The 20,554-nt window shown below is 63.0% G+C and carries 17 protein-coding genes and 1 tRNA gene; 9 read left to right on the forward strand and 9 right to left on the reverse strand.

Annotation, left to right across the window (positions count from 1 at the left end):
- Positions 1-60: 60 nt before the first annotated feature.
- Both ABD729_RS12895 and ABD729_RS12900 read right to left on the reverse strand, forming a co-directional pair.
- Positions 61-963, reverse strand: coding sequence for a DUF4143 domain-containing protein (locus tag ABD729_RS12895; protein WP_344710896.1), 903 nt, complete (start codon positions 961-963; stop codon positions 61-63).
- A complete protein-coding gene (locus ABD729_RS12900) occupies positions 963-4,961 on the reverse strand; it encodes an NACHT domain-containing antiphage protein EruA (RefSeq protein WP_344710898.1) in 3,999 nt (1,332 codons plus the stop codon). The genes ABD729_RS12895 and ABD729_RS12900 overlap by 1 nt, the downstream gene beginning before the upstream one ends.
- A gap of 450 nt (positions 4,962-5,411) precedes the next feature.
- Here ABD729_RS12900 and ABD729_RS12905 point away from each other — a divergent pair, with 450 nt between their 5' ends.
- The gene (locus ABD729_RS12905; protein WP_344710900.1) at positions 5,412-6,254 is read left to right on the forward strand and encodes a DUF6615 family protein; all 843 of its coding nucleotides are present in this window, start codon (positions 5,412-5,414) and stop codon (positions 6,252-6,254) included.
- A 1,088-nt stretch (positions 6,255-7,342) separates the two neighbouring features.
- On the opposite strand, the gene ABD729_RS12910 is transcribed toward ABD729_RS12905, so the two are convergent.
- The 4 genes from ABD729_RS12910 to ABD729_RS12925 all read right to left on the reverse strand — a co-directional run bounded on the left by ABD729_RS12910 (position 7,343) and on the right by ABD729_RS12925 (position 10,065).
- A complete protein-coding gene (locus ABD729_RS12910) occupies positions 7,343-7,720 on the reverse strand; it encodes a hypothetical protein (RefSeq protein WP_344710902.1) in 378 nt (125 codons plus the stop codon).
- 238 nt (positions 7,721-7,958) lie between these two features.
- Entirely contained in the window at positions 7,959-8,156 is a 198-nt protein-coding gene (locus tag ABD729_RS12915; protein ID WP_344710905.1) for a helix-turn-helix transcriptional regulator, read from the reverse strand.
- A 77-nt stretch (positions 8,157-8,233) separates the two neighbouring features.
- Positions 8,234-8,704, reverse strand: a complete 471-nt coding sequence (locus ABD729_RS12920) for a hypothetical protein (RefSeq protein ID WP_344710907.1) — start codon at positions 8,702-8,704, stop codon at positions 8,234-8,236.
- Positions 8,701-10,065, reverse strand: a complete 1,365-nt coding sequence (locus ABD729_RS12925) for a tyrosine-type recombinase/integrase (RefSeq protein WP_344710909.1) — start codon at positions 10,063-10,065, stop codon at positions 8,701-8,703. The genes ABD729_RS12920 and ABD729_RS12925 overlap by 4 nt, the downstream gene beginning before the upstream one ends.
- A 128-nt stretch (positions 10,066-10,193) precedes the next feature.
- Here ABD729_RS12925 and ABD729_RS12930 point away from each other — a divergent pair.
- From ABD729_RS12930 to ABD729_RS12940, 3 genes are all read left to right on the forward strand, one after another.
- Positions 10,194-10,289 (forward strand) — tRNA-OTHER (locus tag ABD729_RS12930).
- A gap of 85 nt (positions 10,290-10,374) precedes the next feature.
- Positions 10,375-10,923, forward strand: a complete 549-nt coding sequence (locus ABD729_RS12935) for a pseudouridine synthase (RefSeq protein ID WP_344710912.1) — start codon at positions 10,375-10,377, stop codon at positions 10,921-10,923.
- A 35-nt stretch (positions 10,924-10,958) separates the two neighbouring features.
- Positions 10,959-11,789 carry a 23S rRNA (adenine(2030)-N(6))-methyltransferase RlmJ gene (locus ABD729_RS12940; RefSeq protein ID WP_344710914.1) on the forward strand — a complete coding sequence of 277 codons (831 nt, stop codon included), beginning with the start codon at positions 10,959-10,961 and terminating at the stop codon, positions 11,787-11,789.
- 42 nt (positions 11,790-11,831) lie between these two features.
- Here the strand turns inward: ABD729_RS12940 and ABD729_RS12945 are convergent, their stop codons facing one another.
- Together ABD729_RS12945 and ABD729_RS12950 are read right to left on the reverse strand one after the other, a co-directional pair.
- On the reverse strand, positions 11,832-13,316 hold the full coding sequence (locus ABD729_RS12945) for a sensor histidine kinase (protein WP_344710916.1): 1,485 nt from the start codon (positions 13,314-13,316) through the stop codon (positions 11,832-11,834).
- 143 nt (positions 13,317-13,459) lie between these two features.
- The gene (locus ABD729_RS12950; RefSeq protein ID WP_344710918.1) at positions 13,460-13,924 is read right to left on the reverse strand and encodes an arginine repressor; all 465 of its coding nucleotides are present in this window, start codon (positions 13,922-13,924) and stop codon (positions 13,460-13,462) included.
- Between the two features lie 58 nt (positions 13,925-13,982).
- Here ABD729_RS12950 and argC point away from each other — a divergent pair, with 58 nt between their 5' ends.
- The 5 genes from argC to ABD729_RS12975 are packed head-to-tail and all read left to right on the forward strand — an operon-like array spanning position 13,983 to position 19,181.
- The gene (argC, locus tag ABD729_RS12955; RefSeq protein WP_344710921.1) at positions 13,983-14,999 is read left to right on the forward strand and encodes an N-acetyl-gamma-glutamyl-phosphate reductase; all 1,017 of its coding nucleotides are present in this window, start codon (positions 13,983-13,985) and stop codon (positions 14,997-14,999) included.
- Complete coding sequence (gene argJ / locus ABD729_RS12960) at positions 14,996-16,159, forward strand: bifunctional glutamate N-acetyltransferase/amino-acid acetyltransferase ArgJ (RefSeq protein WP_344710923.1); 1,164 nt, start codon at positions 14,996-14,998, stop codon at positions 16,157-16,159. The genes argC and argJ overlap by 4 nt, the downstream gene beginning before the upstream one ends.
- Complete coding sequence (gene argB, locus ABD729_RS12965; protein WP_344710925.1) at positions 16,156-17,094, forward strand: acetylglutamate kinase; 939 nt, start codon at positions 16,156-16,158, stop codon at positions 17,092-17,094. The genes argJ and argB overlap by 4 nt, the downstream gene beginning before the upstream one ends.
- Complete coding sequence (locus ABD729_RS12970) at positions 17,091-17,951, forward strand: ornithine carbamoyltransferase (protein WP_344710927.1); 861 nt, start codon at positions 17,091-17,093, stop codon at positions 17,949-17,951. Before argB ends, ABD729_RS12970 begins: the two co-directional genes overlap by 4 nt.
- Before the next feature lie 6 nt (positions 17,952-17,957).
- Positions 17,958-19,181, forward strand: a complete 1,224-nt coding sequence (locus ABD729_RS12975) for an argininosuccinate synthase (protein WP_425564899.1) — start codon at positions 17,958-17,960, stop codon at positions 19,179-19,181.
- 1 nt (position 19,182) lies between these two features.
- On the opposite strand, the gene argH is transcribed toward ABD729_RS12975, so the two are convergent.
- A complete protein-coding gene (argH, locus tag ABD729_RS12980) occupies positions 19,183-20,550 on the reverse strand; it encodes an argininosuccinate lyase (RefSeq protein WP_344711456.1) in 1,368 nt (455 codons plus the stop codon).
- Positions 20,551-20,554: the final 4 nt, after the last annotated feature.

Here is a 20,554-nt window from a genome sequence, read left to right on the forward strand (position 1 = left end):
CACGGCGCATCTTCGGAGCTCTGCATGCTTGCGAACCGAAGCGAGCTTCGCGCGACGGTGTTACGGTCCAGCATCGACGGCCAAGAGCGCTTCTTCGAGGTTCATGATTTCGAGATTGCGGGCCATGTCTCTGTCCCATTTGATCTTTGGCGCGCCTACCAATGAGTTATGGAGCAAAATTGCGCGTGTCGCCTGCACCTCTCCGCATCCGCGCTCGAAATGGCTTTTGATGCGTTTGCTTCGTCCCAGTGTAATCTCAATGGCCCAGCATTCGCGACTTTGTGACCATTGGAGGACCAGATCGATTTCGCCGTCAGGCGCGGTCCAATATGATGCGCGTCCGCGGACACCAACTGCGCGAACGAGACAACTAATTGCGAAACCTTCCCAACTTAGTTCACGTCGACGATCCCATACCGGGTCACGGTAACGCAGTGATCGCCGCTGCCAGTCCTTAAGCTCGGCCTCTGGCAAGCCGAGGAGATGATGCAAAATTCCGGGATCCGTAAGGTAGATGAAGCCCGGCCAAGGCGATGACTCTCCAGGCGGGGACCACGGCGGGAGACGAAAGATGAGGTCGCGCTGCTCGCCCACATCGCGAAGTCGGTCAAAAGCATCGCGGCGCAAGCGGCTTCGCTTCAAGAGTCCCGTTTCTTCATGCCCATTCTCGATCGCGAACCACCGCCACGGATGCGGAACAAGCGGGGAATGACCAGGCAAGTCGCCGCCCAACGGTAACAACTCGTCTTCGTTGCGGGCACGCCATTGATCGCTTTCGAGTCCGCTTGCGGCAAACAAGCTTCGAGCGAAGCGACCTCGAAACCACATCCTCTGAAGGTCGAACGAGCCGACGGGCTCCAAAACCACCGGCTGATCGGATGCTAGGCCTATGAGTGCGGCAGAATCTGCACGGCGGATACCGTGGTGCGCTTCGATCAGCCGCAGGCTGGCTTCGTCGAGCATTAGTGGGTTAGATCGAGAACAAACACGCTGAGATTTGCCCGACCAGATGTGGTGAGGGCCTCTTGAAGCGCCTGGCGGAGCATTTCAGGAGTGGTGGGGAATTTAACACCCGCAGGCGGCCTTTTTAGTCCCTTCCGTCCCTTCACCGCGCCAAACCAATAGACGAGGTAAATACCCTGACCTGCAGCTAGATGGTCTATCGCTTGCTGCCCGCCTAGTTGCCAATCGGCGGCGGTCCAAAGATCGGCGTTCCACTGCCCCTTCGCTTCTATCGGCATGCGAAGCTTGCCAACGGAGCAGGCGATATCGACTTCACGATCGCTCCCGATGTGAAACTCGGGGTCGAACCGGATCGCCGGCGCTTCGAGCGCGAGCAAGTTCGCCAAGTGATCGGAGCAATCTTCTTCCCCTTTGGGGGTGACCCCGTCGTCGCGGTAGAAGCCGCGCCAACAGTTAGTTGGGTCACTATGCACGCGCGCTTGCGTCCGAGCTAAGGCGGCCAGCACCTCCGCCTTGAGGGCGGTCACCGTCCTAGGTGCCGAACCGCTGAGCACCGTTGCGATGTCTGCGACGGACGGCGGTATGTAGGCGATCTCGGCCCGCTTCGCTTCTTGCTCAGCCGCCACTCGACGAAGATAATCGCTATAACCATCGCGTGGCGCGTCGCGCAGTTCTGTTAACAATCCCGTCGCTTCGTCACTCGGGTCGTCCCCGAGCTGGCCGATGAGTCTCGTGAGGTAATCGCTTGCGTCCCAAGCATTTTGATCGCCGCTGGTTACCCCGCTTGGATGATTGCGATACGGCCACGCGGCGCGAAAGGCGCGGACAATCCAAGCCGCTAACTCCGGCCGCAGCGCAACGGGGGGTTCTTCACGGTGCCGGTGCCCGCCCAAGCGGTTGCGGATAGACCATATTAGATCAGCATCGCGCTCTCCTATCCCGTTGAGCAACGCGCTGGCTCGCTCGAAGTCGGCCCAAAGCGCAACCGCCTGCCAGTTTCGGCGGCTGCGCTCGTCGCGGGCCTCGTCGTTCATTCGTTCAGCCGCCGCAGCGCGGAGGGTATCCGTTTCGTGTGCCCGTATGAGGCGGTCGATCAGCTCTTCCTCAACATCGGCCGACATCTGTGGAAACTCGCCAATCCACTCGGCCGCCAGCTTTGTTGCGAGCGCGGCATGCCTCTTCTCGCGCATCAGGCCATACAGACCGGTTATGTGGTCGCGCCGCTTGCGAAGGTGTGGTTCGATCAGCAGGCGAGCATACGCTTCGAAAGCACCGCGATTGATGAGTTCGGTCTCAAGCGCGTCGCCCAACTCTTTAGCTTCTTCGGAGCGCGCTAGTCCGTGCTCGGTCTGCAGCAGCGCCGCAATCAGGCGATCATCGGGAAGGTCCTCGAATCCGGCACCCTTGCGTATCCGCTCAACCAACGCGGCGACAAACACCCAGGCGAGCGGCCAAAACCGACTCTCAGCCCAGCTATCTGCGATCTGCTCCGGCGTTAGTGCTGGCGGCTCACGAGTTAGGAACGCCTCAAACCCAGCAAGCGCGTCAGCCTGAAGATCCTCGCCCAGCCAACGGCCGATCCGCTCATGCGGCGGTCCGTCCTTCGGCAAGTCGCTAAAGTGGCCGAGGTATGCCTGTGCCGGTTGATCACCGATGTCGCCAGTCAGTAGTTTATCGCGGTGAGCAAGAAACGAGGCACGGTGCTCGGCATTGCGGGCAGCGTTCTTGGCTTCGTGCTTCAACTTTCGCTCGCGGTCGCGCAATTCCCATTCTTGCGGCTTCGGCGTTTGGAGCTCGTCAATCCAGCGCAGCATGTCAGGCCGATTAGCGACAAATCGCTTTGCAGCTGCTCGCGCATCCGCGCCTCTTTCGCCGTCGTGGTGGATCATCTTAAGCAGGTCGCGCCAGCGGTCATCGGACGCGTCCAGGCTGTCGAGCAATGAGGCCAGATCGCGCGAGTCGAGTGCGGCCCCGGGCAATGGCTCAAGGAGTTGCCACTGACGTTGCCAAACGTTTTGGTCGCCTTCTAGGTCGAGAAGAATGTGGCGCTGGATAGCTCGCCGTTCGTGCTCATGACTCTTTAGCCACTCTGCGACTTCGTCGCGGTCCGAACGCGAATAACCTCGGTCGCCTCGAAATGGCCGCAGCCAACGCCAGAGTGCGACGGGGTCGGCGAGCGGTCTTCGATCGGTGAGGGACAGCCTACGAACGATCAATCCGCCGATTAACGTTTTGAGGTCAAACGCTTCGATTAAATCCGATCGATCATCGCTAAATGGCTCTAGAAACGCCGCGAACTCATCGAGCACGCCGTCCAGCCGTTCGTCCGGAAGTTCGTGCTCGAGATAGTAGAGGGTGCCGGCAGTGCGGCGCTCGTCGTAGACTCTCGGCAGCGAGCAGATGGTGATCCCATCGTAAGCTAGGACCAACTCCACTATTTGCCGGTCGCTGATGTCGCCGAACCCGACAGCGCCGAGCAGGTCGACCGCTAGGCGACACGAGTCCTCCGTCATCTGGAGGCGCAAGGTCTCTAGAAGTTTGGACCAGTCTTTAAGCGCGCCTTGAACGGCAAGCGCGTTGCCTGCGGCGGACCGAATGGCAAACTCCTGATCCTCGTTGAGGAGCATAGTGCGGAGTTCGCTTCGGCGTGCATCCACAACGTGCGGAGCGCTTAACTGCCGGGCAATCACGATCCTAAGCGAAAATGGATATTGCCAGCCTCGATCTGCATCGTCCCGTTGCGTCAGAATGCGCCAAGATTCGTCGAGCAATGAACCCTTTACCAACGATCCCGCACGGGGACTCCACCCGACGCTGAAAAGTGGATTACGCTCTACAAGTGATCCGAGTGCCTCGAGCAGAACACGGCCCTGCCCTTCCGGTAGATCGTCGGCGTCGCCATATTCGATGACGCCTGCCGGGTCGGTTCGGATTACGTCAGTCGCGAGCCGTGGATCGGTCGCTAACCAAGCATGAAGGCCACGCAAATTCGCGGGCACAATGCCGTTCGAGCGCAACATGGCGAGTAGGCGTGCCTGTTTCGGCGGCGTGTCCGCCTGTTTCGCAAGCCAACGCGCGCCGAGATATTCACCAATCCGCTTGTGCTGAAATGTGCGACGCTCCGCAGGGCCGATGCAAAGTCGACTTGCGAGTGCCGCCTCGAGGTGCTCGCCGCCGGGAAGGGTGACCACCTCGGCGCGAGGCAGGTCGCTAGGGACTAGCTTGTGTTGAGGCACGTCGGACAACGTAGCCGAACCTGTCAGGATCAAAGAAGCAAAGCCCGCGCCAAGTGCGTCGAGCACCGCCTCCTTGCCAAGTCTTTGCAGCGGTGCACCAGGGCGTCGGTCGCTGTGTTCGAACCAAGCAAGATCGACAAACCGGCCGAACAGGGCTGATGCCGACTCAGGCATCTTTTCGTCGCGCGCCATGTCTGCGACCATTTCGAGGGTCTGGGGGTTACCTAGCCATTCGGCGAGACCCCGCTCCCGAAAGCGCCACGAGACCTCATCGGCGAGGTTGGCATCATTGAGATAGGCCGAAAGAAACGCACGTGCGTCTTCATCCGTGAATGGCGCAAGTTCGACCTCAACTGGCGCTTCGCCATATTGCTCGCGGATGGCCTCCCGCATCGTTGCGGATCGCCATTCTGACGAGCGACACGACAGGATGAAACGCGGGAAGCCAACCTTACGAAGAGCGCGCAGGACCAGGTCGACTGCATCGCCGTCCGCTTTAGCAGCGATTTCATCGAGCGCATCGATCACAAGGACTTGGGAAGGCTTAAGCGAGTCCTGCCCATCACCGTTGATGAGCTGTCGAGCGGTGCAGCGCTTATGGGTCGCCACACTGCCCAGCCACTCGGTTAGCCGCGTCTTGCCGCCACCCGCCTCGCCTAGCAGGATGATATTACCAGGTAGCTCGAGCAGCAGTTCGTGCCCGACGTCCCGAACATCGCCGTCGGCGGCATACACGACCCTACGGGGAATGAAGACCTTCACTATCGCCTTTTGCTCCTTCGACGATTGTTCGGAAAGGAATGTTGCTCAACGGTCGAAGCAAGCACCAGACTGACTGGCTCACCTGACTTAGTCGGATTCACTCAGAGCGTGCTGTAAGCTATTCAACTTGATTTGGTAGGGCGCGCACCGGCTCGGCAGCTTTCCTTTGCTCAGCGACGTCGGAGGGCTCGGCAATGTTAAAGCAGGCCCCCCGTTGCCCCACGACCTCGTCGCCTCACGCAGGTTTGAGTTCTCGCGCCACTTTCAAATGCTTACTGCATCGGTGTCACTGCGAGCTAGTCAGCGGGCCTCCAAGGTCTTCGCCAATCAGCAGAAAGCGTCACGCCGGTCCGATAGACATACCTCCGACGTGGACGACATCCCTGGAGCCTCATAGAGACACGGGAAACTTCTAGGGGCGGGTTCGTGAGAGGCACTTTACTAAGTTCGTTGCTTGAACTGGGCCATGCAACGTCTCAAAATCTTGGCTTCGCGCATCGTGGCGATGTTCATGTCAGCTACGGCGAGGAGACCATTACAGAGACCAATCTACTTGAGCTGCGACGCCGCCACCCCGCCATCATCAGCTTGAAGACCTTCGGCAAGAAGAGTGAGGGGCTCAATGGCGCTGACTGGGAGTGGCACATCCTTGGCCGAGCGCGAAAACTCCGCATGCGTGTCCAAGCCAAGCGACTGCAGAGAAATGACAGGCTGACGATACCACACACGGTCGCATCGTCGGGCAAGCAACAAATCGATCTTCTAATCGCCGATGCGAAAACTTATGGAATGAAGCCGGTTTACTGCATCTACGCTGCCGAAAATCAGCGCGCGTTTTGGGCTAAGAAGGGAGGTTCAATCGTTGGAGATGAATTTGAATACGGCTGCCTTCTTATCTCTGCTTACAAGATAAAAGCAGCGATGCCGAAAGCGCTATCAACCATCGAAGCGGACTGCATTCCGTGGCACTATTTGGTTGAGCGCCGCCGCTACTCCGAGACCAAAATGTCTGGATGGTTTAAGGACGGTCCGGACCTCAGCTTTCTAAGTCTCTTTGACGCAGTTTCGATCGTTTCAGCCTCTGCGGAATTGACCGACGAACCGCGCGAGTTCCCCACCATTGATGAGCTAAATGCGGTGAATCTTCCGGAAACGACCTTCGACGGCGTCGTTGAGATCGGATCTCCTGAGTATGAGTTCAGCTTGCCAGAGGAGGCATACCTCGAACGTGGTATCACCAAGCTCGTTCAGATTGACGTACGAGACATACCCCCGGGGTATCCCGAATTCTGACATTGAGCGCCACACATCTCGTTTCGGCGCAACCCAAATCGAATATTTAAGTGTCAGCTCTGGCAAGTCTCTCTTCGAGCTATTCGGCGTGCCTGTCCTTTTAAGGGTGCCCACTAGGATCCGCACCTCTTTAGTTCGCTGTAGATCCGGCCTGAGGGTTGCTACTAGGGCCAACCGGCAGCCAGAGGTATCGGAAGCAGCCGGCAGGTCCGCCAACGTCAGAAAAATCACGCCATGCGAGACGATACCTTCCGGAAATCTGTAGGCTGGACTCACGGCCTCGGGTGGTTCCTGCCCCAGCCGCCGCTCCCCAGCTGAGGCTTCCGCCGAGAACGCGGGTCTCGGCAAGATCGAACGCAGCATCGACAGTGTCAGACCGTCGCCTGACGCGCCAGTAAGCTGGGTCGTTGGTCAGTACGAGCACAGCAGCGCTGTACCCCGTGCGCTCACTGTATCGCTCCATGCGCTGAATATCTTTGCATACATCATAACGCCGGATGTCATGCGCGCTCTGGTGGCGAAGTGTGATCTCTTCTCCGCCAACCTGCGCCGTCAGCCCCTTGCAGAGATACTTGAGCTCCAACGCAAATCGATCCGGCCCGAGAAGCAGGATGTCGATTGCGCCGCGTAGGTCAGGCCCGAGCGGATATTCGAGCCGGACTTGTAGGTCAGGCTTGGCAAGCCGAAGCTCGTGAGCGAGTTCATGTTGAAAATCTGCCTCTGAGCAGAACAAGCTTCGCCGCTCAGCGAGCCGAGACATTACCGAGTAGATATCCATCACAATCGTATAACGAGAAGTGCGCTAATGAGCCGTAAGCACGGCGAGAACTGATCGCGTGATCGCGCTGGCTCAATCTGCTGACCCGCGCACGTGCGCGTGCGCGCGCGCGAGACTGCTGCTCATGGTGATATATCGCGGCCAGGGCATATAAAAGTTGAGCGGTATCGCCGTGAGACGCGCGCATGCGTGAGCAAGGCTGGTGTGGCTGAAAAGCTGGTAGGCGAGAGACTGCGCCTCAGTCTTTGGGACTTCATCCGTGTGAGGTGGGGTATGGTATTCTATAAGTGGTGACGCCGCCTCAGCAGCCTCAGTCAGCGAGCTTCGCAGTTTTCCGCCGGTTTGCGGCAATCCTTGCTAATGCCGCTTCATCAAGCTTTCGCGCTGGTGATGATGCGGCTTGAGCAGCTACCCGGCACTCTGCTGACGCCGTGTCAGCGCAAGATTTCTCCCGCTTGACCCACGTGCGGTAGTCGTTGGTGGCACTCGCCGTTTTTGTTGAAACAAATGTTATCCGGTATTCGCGTGCCTGACGTGCCTTCCACTGACCCTCCGCGGTGACGTCGATGAAGCCGTGCTCCATTAGTTCTGCGATACCTTTGCCTATCGCCCGAAAGTTTGTTGTTCCAAGTGCTTCGGCAAGCTGTCGCTGGCTCCGCGCGATCTCTCCATTGTTGTAGCCGTTCATGGCTGCAACGAGTTCTATCAACAGCGCTCGTGCCCAGAGTGACAGATCCCGATAAGCCGGGCTCGTGATGACGCAAATGGGAATGCCGGCCCATGGACCTCCCCGCGTGTCCGCACGGCAATCCGCTTTGACCTTGCGCCTGCTCAAGCATGACGGGCCGCACAGGCGGCCCCTCCCCCGCACACGGGTGAGCCGTGCAGATCACCTGAGCAGCTGGAAATGTCGGCAGCGGCGCTACTCACGATCCGATGCTCTGGCTTTCCCAATCCCGCTTGCCAGCCAGGAACTGAACCAGGACGGACTTGCGCAGCCCCACCCGGCCAGCGCTGATCTGCTCGAACTTCGGAAAGCGGCCGGCGCGCTGCATTCTGTTGATCGTCGGAAAGGACAAGGTGGTCAGTTCACGCACGACGGCGCGATCGAGAAACGGATCCAATTCACTGTTCATCTGCAACCTCCTGACTCGGGTTGCACGCAAATGACGCCTCAGGATGGTATGGTCAGGAACGATAACTAAGTTAGTTTTTTGCCCCTATTCTTCATCAACTTGAGGATAGTCGAGGCACTGGCAGGATCACCATGCTCACCCCCGAACCCAGCTGCGGCAGACGCGGCTTCAAGTTCGGCCTCACCCGGAGCTACGCCGGTTTTCACCAAATAAGCCTTCACCTTCCGCGCGTAGGAGATGGCGGCAGCGCGTAAAGCTTTCTGGTGTCGCGACAGTCGAGGTCTGCCGGCCGGCCTTATTCTCGATTTCAACGCAATGGCGATGAATTCCGCTACGTCCAGACTTAGAAGGACTTCCTCCTGACCGCTGGAAAGTGCCGCCTCGATCTGTTCAATCAACGCGTCAATTGCATTTTCGATGATTGCCTGCGGGTGTTCCCGCTCGCCAATTTCAGCCGGCGGAAGGCGGAGGGAAATTGCATCTTTCGCACTCTCACTGTGCAGTGCGGCGAGCCGTGTCGCGGGACCGAGGCTCACACTCGGGCCGCCCTGATCGGCACGACTTTACCACTCTCCTCTCCGATGACGCGATTGCGAACAAAGTCCTCCCATGCGCAAAGAGCGAGCCGTCGTTGCTCAAACAATTCGGATTTATTGTAGACGCGCATGATCTTGGATGTGGTCGCGGTTGCCACATGATTGAGAATGCGGTCAGCGACGGCCGCATCCACACCCAGCTCCTCGCAGGCGAGCGTAGTGAACGACGTGCGGAGGTCATGGAACGTCCAATGTGGCATTGGGACCGGGTCAACCCCAGAAGCTTCAGCCGCCTTCGCTTGATTAGCCGCAATCGTTCGGTCCAACCGTCTTTTTGCTTTTGCAAATCCTGACACAGAAGTCGTTTCAGTTGTGCTGAAAACGAAGGGGCTCTTATTCGGCCGAGCCTCGTTTCTAATAGCCTCGCTAACGATGCTGCGGGCCAGCGGTCCGAGCGGCACCCGCAAGGCGTTTGCTCGTTTCGTCCTTTCAGCCGGCAGCGTCCAGATGCCCTCGGTGGCACCTTCGGGGCCGAGGTCGACTTCCGCGATCGGCATCGCCGCCAATTCTTCCCTCCGCATGGGCAGCACCATCAGCAGGCGAACGAGGTGGCCAAAGGGGTAACCCAATTCCACCGCCGCTCTCCAGATTTCCTGCAGCTCATCAAGAGAATGGTGCCTGTCGCGAGCCCTTTCGATTGACGGCTTGGCAATTGATTGGGCGGGGTTCGCGGACACGATCTCTTCAGCAACGCACCAGTTGAAGAAGGCCTTCGCATAGGCGAGCTGCCGGTTCGCGGAGATAGGGGAAGTTAGCGCACGTTTGCGCAAAGCTGCCCGAATCTCTGAGCGACTTATCGAATTTGGCTCCCGGTCTCTAAGATCGGCCAGAAGCCCGCAGCTGCCGTCCAACGCCCTCCTCGTAGCCTTCCCTCGTCGCAAGTTGGCCAGCTTGTCCGCCTCATACTGGTCCAGCACTTCGCCAATGGTGCGTCGGGATAGCCGGCGGTGCTCGGCTTCGGCTCTGCGCTGTTTGGCTTCCTCAGCAGGGTCAATCCCCCGGCGTATCAGAGTTTTCCAGTCGATGGCCTTCTGGCGCGCATCACCCAGCGAAAGCTCGGGGAAGGTCCCGAGAGTCCGCCTGGTGGGGTTCGCCTTAGGTGTGAAGCGCGCGAGGAGCACGAAACTGACGTGTCCGGCCTTCCCATTGCGTCGTCTGTCAGTGGATTCAATCTTGGCGTCGCCAACCCGGACCCGAAGCCCACCTACGTGAGTGTCCGCAATTTCATAACGTTGACCGACCGGCGCAGGCATGAGGGCTTCCAGCCGTTTCGTGGTCAGCTCTTCCTTAGCCGTCGTCATCAGCACTTTCCCCCACGGCGGGCAACACTGGGGCAACGTGGGCGCCGATCTCCGTTGTTGCCGCGTGAAACGGAATGATATGACCGAGATCAGCTAGATCAAGGAAAAGTCGCGGATTTTCTTCCGTGGGAGCGCTGATTGAACTCGGCTGAAATCAGCTGACTTGCTCGGATCGGCGGCTCTTAATCAGCGGGTCCTAGGTTCGAGCCCTAGTGCGTCCACCATTTTCCAGAACGATCAGCACGAACCAGACGGCCTACCGCGCGATGGCGCCGAGACATTGGCGCGATCGGGCGATATGCGGGGGCGATGGGCCGGCTGCTGCTGTTCAACAAGCCTTTCGGGGTATTGTCGCAATTCACCGACCGCGGGTCGCCGACGGTTCGCGCGACGCTGTCGGATTTCATCACCATCAAGGGCGTCTATCCGGCCGGGCGGCTCGACCGCGACAGCGAGGGGTTGCTGCTGCTGACCGACGATGGGCGGTTGCAGGCGCGGATCGCCGAACCGCGGTACAAGATGCCGAAGTCCTATCTGGTCCAGGTCGAGGGCGACCCGCAGGAGGAAGCGCTGGAGCGCTTGCGGACGGGCGTGGCGCTGAAGGACGGGATGACCCTGCCCGCAACTGTCGAGTCCGTCGACGCGCCGCCGCTGTGGCCGCGCGACCCGCCAATCCGCGCGCGCAAGTCGATCCCCGACAGCTGGCTGAAGATCACCATCCGCGAAGGGCGCAACCGGCAGGTGCGGCGGATGACCGCGGCGGTCGGGCTGCCGACGCTGAGGCTGGTCCGCTGGTCGGTCGGCGAGTGGACCGTCGGCGGCATCGCGCCGGGTCAGTTTGAGGAAATCGCGGTCTAGGTGAGCGCGGCCGTCCGCCCTAGAGGCACATCGCCATGAACTATCGCCATTCCTTTCACGCCGGAAACAGCGCCGATGTGGTCAAACACAGCCTGCTGATCACGCTGGTCCGGGCGCTGCAGCAGAAGCCGGGCGCGCTGACGCTGATCGATACCCATGCCGGTTGCGGGCTCTACGACCTTGAGGGCGAGACGGCGCAGCGCACGGGCGAGGCGCTGCAGGGCGTCGTTCGGGCGCTTGGCGACACCAACCCGCTCCTCGACGACTATCGCGCGGCCGTGCGGACGGTGAACGACGCGGGCGAGACGCGCCTTTACCCCGGGTCGCCGACCGTGCTGGCGCAATTGCTGCGCCCGCAGGACGGGTTGGTCCTGAACGAGAAGCACCCTGAGGACGTGGTCGCCCTGCGCCAGGCGATGCGCGGGACCATGGCGGCGGTGCACCAGCGCGACGCTTACGAACTGTGGCTGGCGATGGTCCCGACGAAGACCCCGCGCGGGGTGGTGGTGGTCGATCCGCCTTATGAACAGACCGACGAACGCGCGCGCATCACCGCGACCCTTGCCGCGGCGCACCGCAAGTGGGCGCATGGCGTGAGCGTGATCTGGTATCCGCTGAAGGATCGCGACACGCATGAGCGGTGGAAGCAGCAGCTACGCCGGCTCGGCATTCCGAAGTTTCTGACGATCGAGCACTGGCTGTTCGATGCCGAGCAGCCGGGGGTCTACAACGGTGCTGGCCTGTTCGTGGTCAATCCGCCTTATGCCTTCATGCAGGCGCTGCCGCCGATGCTTGAAGCGTTGCGCGCGGCGCTGGCCCCGGACGGGCATCGCGGTCAGCTTACGGCCGAGTGGCTGGAAGCGTAGGCGGCCGGCGCGCGACGAGGCTTTGCGCTTCGTGATCGTTCCTCAGCCGAGCGGGCAGACGATCCGGAGGGTGAGCCCACTCGCCTTCCACTCGCGGGAGACGCTGCCGTTCAATTGGCGGGTGACAAGCCGCTGGAGCAACTTCGATCCGAACCCCTGATGCGAAGGGGTCTGCACCGGCGGACAACCGCTCTCGATCCAGTCGATGGACAGCTGACTGCCCCGCTCCAGCTGATCGAGCGACCAGCGCACTTCGAGCGCACCCTCGGGCACTGACAGGCTGCCATATTTGCAGCTGTTGGTAGTCAATTCGTGCATGATCATACCGAGGGCAATGGCACGTTCCGAGGAAAGGAGGACGTCCGGGCCGCTGACGCTCAACCTCGATTCAATGGAAGCATAGGGCGCGATTTCAGCATTGATGAGGTCGGCCAGCCGAGCGCTCGCGCCGCCGCGGCGGAGCAATTCATAGGTCGTCGCGAGCGCATCAAGCCGCTGGCTGAAGGTCTTTTCAAACGTCGCTAGATCGGGCGAACTGCTGAGCGTGGTGCGGACCAACGCCTGCACCGTCGCCAGATTGTTCTTGAGGCGATGGTGAAGCTCGCTGTTGAAGATCTGCAGCTGCTGTTCAGCGGAGAAGCGATCGGTAATGTCGTGGTCGACCCCGACCATCCGGAGCGGACGACCATCGTCATCGCGGATGATGACGGCGCGGGTCTGGGTGCGGCGGATCCCTCCGTCGCTGCGAACCATCCGGAACGACACTTCATAGTCACCGTCGCCGGCCAGCGCAGCATCGAGCGCGGCGCGGACCAGGGCACGGTCATCTTCGTGCACGAGTTCCCAGAAGGATTCGAAGCTTCCCCCGAACTCTTCCTTGAGGCCGGCGAAGCGCGGCAGCGTTTCGTCCCAGGTGACCGCTCCGGTGGTGAGGTCCCAGTCCCAGCAGGCGATCTGTTCGGCCTGCATGGCGAGGCGCAAGCGCTGCTCGTTTTCCGCCGATTGCCGCTGAAGATTGACCAGCTCGGTCACGTCGACGTTGATCCCGAGCAGCTTGGCTGGCCCGCCGTCGCGGCCGAGCTGAACTCGGGCGCGGTCCTGGATCCAATAGGTGTCGCCGCCGCGCACGATGCGGAAACGCTGGTCGACGTCCCGGCCGTGCGCGATCGCTGCCTCGGCGACCGCCTGCACGCCCTCGCGGTCATCGGGATGGATGGCGGCGAGCCAGCCTTCGAGGGTCGGTTCCGCGTCGGCCGGAAAGCCATACAGGCTCTTGGTCGAGCGCGACCACAGGAGCTTGTGGGTCCTGAGATCGAAACTGTAGGCGGCGACGCTTCCGGCCTCCTGCGCGAGGTGCAGCCATTCATTGGCGGCGCGCAATTCTTCCTCGACTGCCTGGCGCTTGGAGATATCGGCCATCAGCGTCTGCAGGATCGCTCCCTCCCCGCGCACGGACAGCTCGCGTTCCAGCTCGGCAAGCTGCGCTTCCAGCTCGATGATCCGAGCAGCAAGATCGGCGGGAGCCATTTACGAGGGTTAGCCACGATTTTGTTGCGCCTGCAACATGAGTCTCGGCGGGTGCAGGATAGGTGATACCGCCGAAACGGTGGTTTTCAGGCCCTTACGGAGAATGACTGGTCCAGCCTATTCGCGGACGGCAGCCGGTTCGGTCAGGCCGCGAGCCAGCCTTGCCATTCACGCGCCAGCGCCTGGGCCTCGGCCGGGGTGCGGCAGGCGATGAACAGCGTGTCGTCGCCGCTGATGGTGCCGACCACGGCGGCAGGCGGCGCCGAATCGAGCGCGACCCCGACCAGGTGCGCGGAGCCTGGCGGGGTCTTGAGGACGACGAGGCTGGCGGCGGGCTCGGCGGCGCGGACCCACTCGGCAAACAGGGTGCGAAGGCGGTTCTGGTCGGGGGTGGCGGCGGCAAGCTGGTCGGGCAAGGCGTAGCGGGTCTCGCCCGCGCGGCGCATCTTGACCGCGCCAAGCTGGTCGAGGTCGCGGCTGACGGTCGCCTGCGTCACCTCATGCCCGGCCTCGCGCAAGGCAGCGACGAGTTCGTCCTGACGGGTCAGGCTGCGTCGTCGAAGCAGGTCGGTCAGCGCGGCGAGACGCCGATTGCGGCTATCGGTCATATGCAGCTTTATGCATGAACTTGCATATCAATGCAAACAGGACCATAGCCGCTATCCCATGATTCGATCAGCCATCCTTGGCGCCTCCGGCTATGTCGGCGGCGAATTGCTCCGCCTCCTGTCGCGCCACCCGGCGATCGCCGCGACGCGCCTGTTCGGCGACAGTAAGGCCGGGCAGAAGCTGGGGCAGGTGCATCCGCATATCGGTGGTTCGTTGGCAGCGCTCGAGGTCGAGCGGTTCACTGCCGAGGCACTCGACGGGATCGACCTGGTGTTCGCCGCGCTGCCGCATGGCGAAAGCCAGAAATGGGCGGAGGCGATCCTCGCGTCGGGGGCGAAGCTGGTCGATCTCGGCGCCGACTTCCGGCTGCATGACCCGCAAGATTATGCAAAATGGTATGGCGAGGCGCACCAGGCCCCGCACCTGCTCGATCGCTTCGTCTATGGCATTCCCGAGCTTCACCGCGATGCGATCAAGGGCGCGCAGGCGGTAGCCGCGGCGGGCTGCTATCCGACCGCCGCGATCCTTGCCTGCAAGCCGCTGGTCGATGCCGGGCTGATCGATCCCGCGAGCCTGATCGTGGACGCTGCGAGCGGTGTCAGCGGGGCCGGGCGCGCGGTCAAGGAGGGAACGGCGTTCAACACCGTGGACGGCAGCTTTGCGGCGTACGGCCTGCTCAACCACCGGCATACCGCGGAGATGGAGCAGGCGCTTGGCGCGACCGTGCTGTTCACCCCGCACCTGGCGCCGATGACCCGCGGCATCCTGGCGACCTGCTATGGTACCGCGACTCGCGCCATGGCGGCGAACGAGCCGCTGGACGCGCTGCGCGCGGCCTATGCCGGGGAGCCGTTCGTCCGGGTCAGCGACGATCCGCCCGCGACCAAGTGGGTGTCGGGCAGCAACGGCGCGGTGGTGACGGCGCGTTACGATGCGCGTACGGGCCGGGTGCTGGCGCTTGGCGCGATCGACAATCTCGGCAAGGGCGCGGCCGGGCAGATGGTCCAGTGCGCCAATCTGATGTTCGGCCTCGACGAGGCTGCTGGCCTGTCGGCCGAAGGGGTGTTTCCATGAGTGTCACTGCGCCCGAGGGCTTTGTCGCGGCCGGCCTTCATGCCGGGATCAAGAAGTCGCGTCCCGACATGGCGCTGCTGGCGACCGAGGACCGGCAGCCGGTGACCTGCGCGGCTGTCTTCACCCAGAACAAGTTCAGCGCGCCGCCGGTGCAGCTCGACCGTGCGCTGCTGGAAGCAAGCGGCGGGCGAGCGGCGGCGGTCGTGATCAATTCGGGCAACGCCAATGCCGGAACCGGAGCGGCGGGCCTCGCCGACGCGCGGGCGATGGGCGCCGCGACCGCGCAGGCGCTGGGCGTCGGGGCGACCGACGTGCTGGTCTGTTCGACCGGGATCATCGGCACGCCGCTGCCGATGGACGTCATCCTGCCGGCGATCCCGACGCTGAGCGCAAATCTGTCGGTCGAGGGCGGGGCCAAGGCGGCCGAAGGCATCCTCACCACCGATCACGTCGCCAAGGAAGTCGTGGTCCGCGGCGCTGGCTGGACGATCGGCGGCATGGCCAAGGGCTGCGGCATGATCGCCCCCAACATGGCGACCATGCTGGCGTTCCTGACCACCGATGCCGACGTCCCGCTGTCGACGCTGCAGGCGATGCTGAAGGTTGCCAGCGACGCGACCTTCAACACGTTGAATGTCGATGGCGCGACTTCGACCAACGACACCGCTATGCTGTTCGCCAGCGGCCGCAAGGGGGCGCCGTCCGACATCGACGGCTTTGGCCGCGCGGTCGAGGAAGCGTGCCGCCAGCTGACGCTCAAGATGGCGCACGACGCCGAAGGCATGACCCGGCTTGCGCACCTGCATGTGACGGGCGCCGCGAACGATGCCGAAGCACGGATCGCGGCCAAGAACATCGCCGAGAACAATCTCGTCAAATGCAGCTGGTATGGCGCCGATCCCTATTGGGGCCGGCTGCTGGCGGCGGCGGGATCGGCCGGCGTGGCGCTGGATGTCGAGAAGAGCTTCGTCAGCTACGGCGGGATCAGGGTCGCGCAGGGCGGGACCAACTTCGCGCATGACGCGCAGGCACTGACCGAGCATATGCTGGGGCAGGAATTCCGGATCGAGGTCAACCTCGGATCGGGCGACGGCGAGGCCCGGGTAATCGGGGTCGACCTCGGCCCGGGCTACATCAAAGAGAATAGCGTAACTTCATGAGCGAGATCCTGTCCCTCGACGTGCCGGCGACGGCGAGCAGCGCTGGAGCCGGGCTGGCGACCAGCATGGTGTCGCCGACCGGCACCGCGGAAATCCTGGTCGAGGCCCTGCCCTACATCCAGCAGTTCGCCGGCAAGTCGGTGGTGGTGAAGCTGGGCGGGGCGGCGATCGACCCCGAAAGCGATCGCGCGCTGGCGCAGGACGTGCTTCTGCTCCGCTCGGTCGGGGTGCGCTGCGTGCTGGTGCATGGCGGCGGTCCGCAAGTCGATGCGATGCTGCGCCGGGTCGGCAAGCAGCCGGAATTCCGCGACGGCCTTCGGGTGACCGATGCCGAGACGCTGGAAATCGTCCGGATGGTGCTGGTCGGCAAGATCAACCGCGACCTCGTCGCCACCATCAACGGCGAAGCGGGCGTAGAGCCGGTGGCGCTGGGCGTGTCGGGCGAGGATGCGGGCCTGCTCAAGGTCGTGACGCGTGACCCCTCGCTCGGTTTCGTCGGCGACGTGTCGCAGGTCAATGCCGATCATTTGCTGCGCCTTCTCGACAGCGGACTGGTGCCGGTGGTTTCGACCATCGGATCGGACGCTGCGGGGCAGCCGCACAACGTCAATGCCGACGAGGCGGCCAAGGCGATCGCCATCGCCATGGGCGCGGAGAAGATCGTCTATCTGACCGCCGCTCCCGGGTTGCTGGAAGACCCCAAGGACGAGACCAGCCTGGTCCCGCGCCTGACCGTTTCCGAGCTTCGCGAGCGGATCGCCCATGACAGCGTCGGCGGGGGCATGATCCCCAAGCTGACCGCCTGCCTCGAAGCGGTCGAGGGCGGCGTTCCTTATGCGCACATCATCGACGGCCGCGTGCCGCATGCCTTGCTGATCGAACTGCTGACGAGGCACGGCATCGGCACCATGATCCGGGCGGAGGCAAACTGGTGACCCATCTTCTGACCCTTGCCGGGCTGGCCCGCGGCGACATCGAAGCCATGCTGGCGCTGGCCGAGGCGACCCCTGCCCCGCTGCTGGCGGGCAAGGGCGCGGCGCTCTACTTCGAGAAGCCGAGCGCGCGAACCCGCAATTCGATGGAGCTCGCGGTCCACCAGCTTGGCGGGCACCCGGTCTATTTGACGCCGGGCGAGCTTGGCATCGGGACGCGCGAAAGCGTCGAGGACATCGCCCGCACGCTCGCCTGCTATCATGGCGTGATCTGCGCGCGAGTGTTCGATCATGGGCTGCTGGAGCAGCTGGCCTCGGCGAGCCCGGTTCCGGTGGTGAACATGCTGTCGGGGACCGACCATCCGCTGCAGGGCCTCGCCGACCTCCTCACCATCAGGCAGCTGTGTGGGCGGATCGAGGGCGTGAAGGTCGCCTATGTCGGTGACGGGGACAACAATGTCGCTCGCAGCCTCGCGCAGGGTTGCGCGGCGCTGGGCGCCGAGCTGACGATTGTCGCACCCGAGGGCTACCAGCTGTCGGACGCGCCGGCGGGTGTCAGGCAGACCACCGACCTTGCCGCGGTGGCGGGCGCCGACATCGTCTACAGCGACGTGTTCGTTTCGATGGGCCAGGATGCCGAAACCGAGCGGCGGATGGCCGACCTTGGCGCCTATCAGGTCAACGAAGCGCTGATGGCAAAGGCGCCCGACGCCTGGTTCCTCCATTGCCTGCCCGCACGGCGCGGCGAGGAAGTGACCGCGGGCGTCATCGACGGACCGCGATCGGCGGTCTGGCGGCAGGCCGAAAACCGGATGCACAGTGCGCGCGGCGCGCTGATGTGGCTCTTACAGCAGGACTGAACAATCATGGCTAAGCTCAAGGTCGTGCTCGCTTATTCGGGCGGGCTCGACACCTCGATCATCCTGAAGTGGCTGCAGACCGAGTATGATGCGGAGGTGGTGACCTTCACCGCCGACCTCGGCCAGGGCGAGGAAGTCGAGCCGGCGCGGGCGAAGGCGCAGATGCTGGGGATCAAGCCCGAGAACATCTTCATCGAGGACGTGCAGGAAGAGTTCGTCCGTGATTTCGTGTTCCCGATGTTCCGCGCCAACACGGTATACGAGGGGCAGTATCTTCTCGGCACGTCGATCGCGCGTCCGCTGATCGCCAAGCGCCAGATCGAGATTGCGCGCCAGGTCGGCGCCGATGCGGTGTGTCACGGCGCGACCGGCAAGGGCAATGACCAGGTCCGCTTCGAGCTTGGCTATTATGCGCTCGAGCCCGACATCCGGGTGATCGCCCCGTGGCGCGAATGGCAGTTCGCCAGCCGCGAGCAGCTGATCGATTTCGCCGAGAAGAACCAGATCCCGATCGCCAAGGACAAGCGCGGCGAGAGTCCCTTCTCGATCGACGCCAACCTCCTGCACTCGTCGAGCGAGGGCAAGGTTCTGGAGGATCCGAGCCAGGAGGCGCCGGAATATGTCCACCAGCGCACCATCTCGCCCGAGGACGCGCCGGACAAGCCGACCGAGATCACCATCGACTTCGAGCGCGGCGACCCGGTCGCGATCGATGGCGTGGCGCTGTCCCCCGCCGCCTTGCTGACGAAGCTAAACGAGCTTGGCCGCGACAATGGCATCGGCCGCCTCGACTTGGTCGAGAACCGCTTCGTGGGGATGAAGAGCCGCGGGGTCTATGAGACGCCGGGCGGCACCATCCTGCTGGCGGCGCACCGCGGGATCGAGAGCATCACGCTCGACGGCGGGGCGATGCACCTCAAGGATTCGATCATGCCGCGCTATGCGAGCCTGATCTACAACGGCTTCTGGTTCGCGCCCGAGCGCGAGATGCTGCAGGCGCTGATCGACAAGAGCCAGGAGATGGTCAGCGGCCGTGTCCGGATGAAGCTCTACAAGGGCAATGCCACGGTGATCGGCCGGGAGAGCGAATATTCGCTCTACGACGAGGACCTGGTGACCTTCGAGGAGGGCTCAGGCTCCTACGACCAGCGCGACGCGGCGGGCTTCATCAAATTGAACGCGCTGCGGCTGCGGATCGCGGCGCAGCGGGCCAAGAAGGTGGCTCGCTGACTTAGGCGAGCTGCTCCTTCCACCGCGCCACCTGTTCGCGCACGCGGACCGGCGCGGTGCCGCCGTAGCTGATACGGCTGTTGACCGAAGCTTCGACGCTGAGGACGTCGTAGACGCGGTTATCGATGCGGGCGTCGATTGCCTGCAGCGTATCGAGCGACAGGTCGGCAAGGTCGCAGCCCTGGTCCTCGGCGGCCTTGACCACGCGGCCGGTGATGTGATGCGCCTCGCGGAAAGGGACGCCGGCTTCGCGGACCAGCCAGTCGGCAAGGTCGGTGGCGGTGGCGAAGCCCTGCGCGGCGACGTCGCGCATGCGGGCAGGCTTGAAGGTGGCGCTTTCGACCGAACCGGCGAGCGCGGCGAGGCTGAGCATCAGGAGGTCGTGCGCTTCGAACGTCGGCGCCTTGTCGTCCTGCATATCCTTTGAATAGGCGAGCGGCAGACCCTTCATGGTAATCATCAGGCCGGTGAACAGGCCGACGATCCGCCCCGAATGGCCGCGCACCAGCTCGGCCGCGTCGGGGTTGCGCTTCTGCGGCATGATAGAGCTTCCGGTCGACCATTGATCCGAAAGCTGGACGAAGCCGAACGGCGGGCTGGCCCAGTTGATCAATTCCTCGGCGAGGCGCGAAAGGTGCAGGCTGCACTGGGCGGCGGCGGCGAGGTAATCGAGCGCGAAGTCGCGGTCGGAGACGCTGTCGAGGCTGTTGGCGGTCGGCCGTTCGAAGCCGAGCGCATGGGCGGTCGCTTCGCGGTCGATCGGAAAGCCGGTGCCGGCAAGCGCGGCGGACCCGAGCGGGCTCTCCCCTGCCCGCTCGTCGGCAGCAAACAGGCGCGACACGTCGCGCTGCAGCATCTCGACGTAAGCGAGGAGATGGTGGCCGAGCGTCACTGGCTGCGCGACCTGGAGGTGCGTGAAGCCGGGCATGATCGTTTCGGCATGTTCCTCGGCGCGCGCGACCAGCACCGACTGGAGCGAGACGATCGCCCCGGCCGCTTCCCGGCACGCGCGGCGGGTCCACAGGCGGAAGTCGGTCGCGACCTGATCGTTGCGCGAGCGGGCGGTATGGAGGCGGCCGGCGGCTGGGCCGATCAGTTCGGCAAGGCGGCTTTCGACCGCCATGTGGATGTCCTCGAGCGCAAGGTCGGTCGGCGGGCCGTCGGCCTCGAATTCGGCTTCGATGGTGTCGAGGCCGGCGAGAATGGCGGTGGCATCCTCGCCGCCGATGATCCCGGCGTCGCGCAGCATGGCGGCGTGGGCCCGCGAGCCGGCGAGATCCTCGCGCCACATCCGGCGATCGACCGGAAGCGAGGCGTTGATCGTCTGCATGATCTCGGACGGCCCGGCGGCAAAACGGCCGCCCCACATCTTG

It is taken from the genome of Sphingomonas humi, assembly GCF_039536725.1.
GTDB classification, from domain to species: domain Bacteria; phylum Pseudomonadota; class Alphaproteobacteria; order Sphingomonadales; family Sphingomonadaceae; genus Sphingomicrobium; species Sphingomicrobium humi.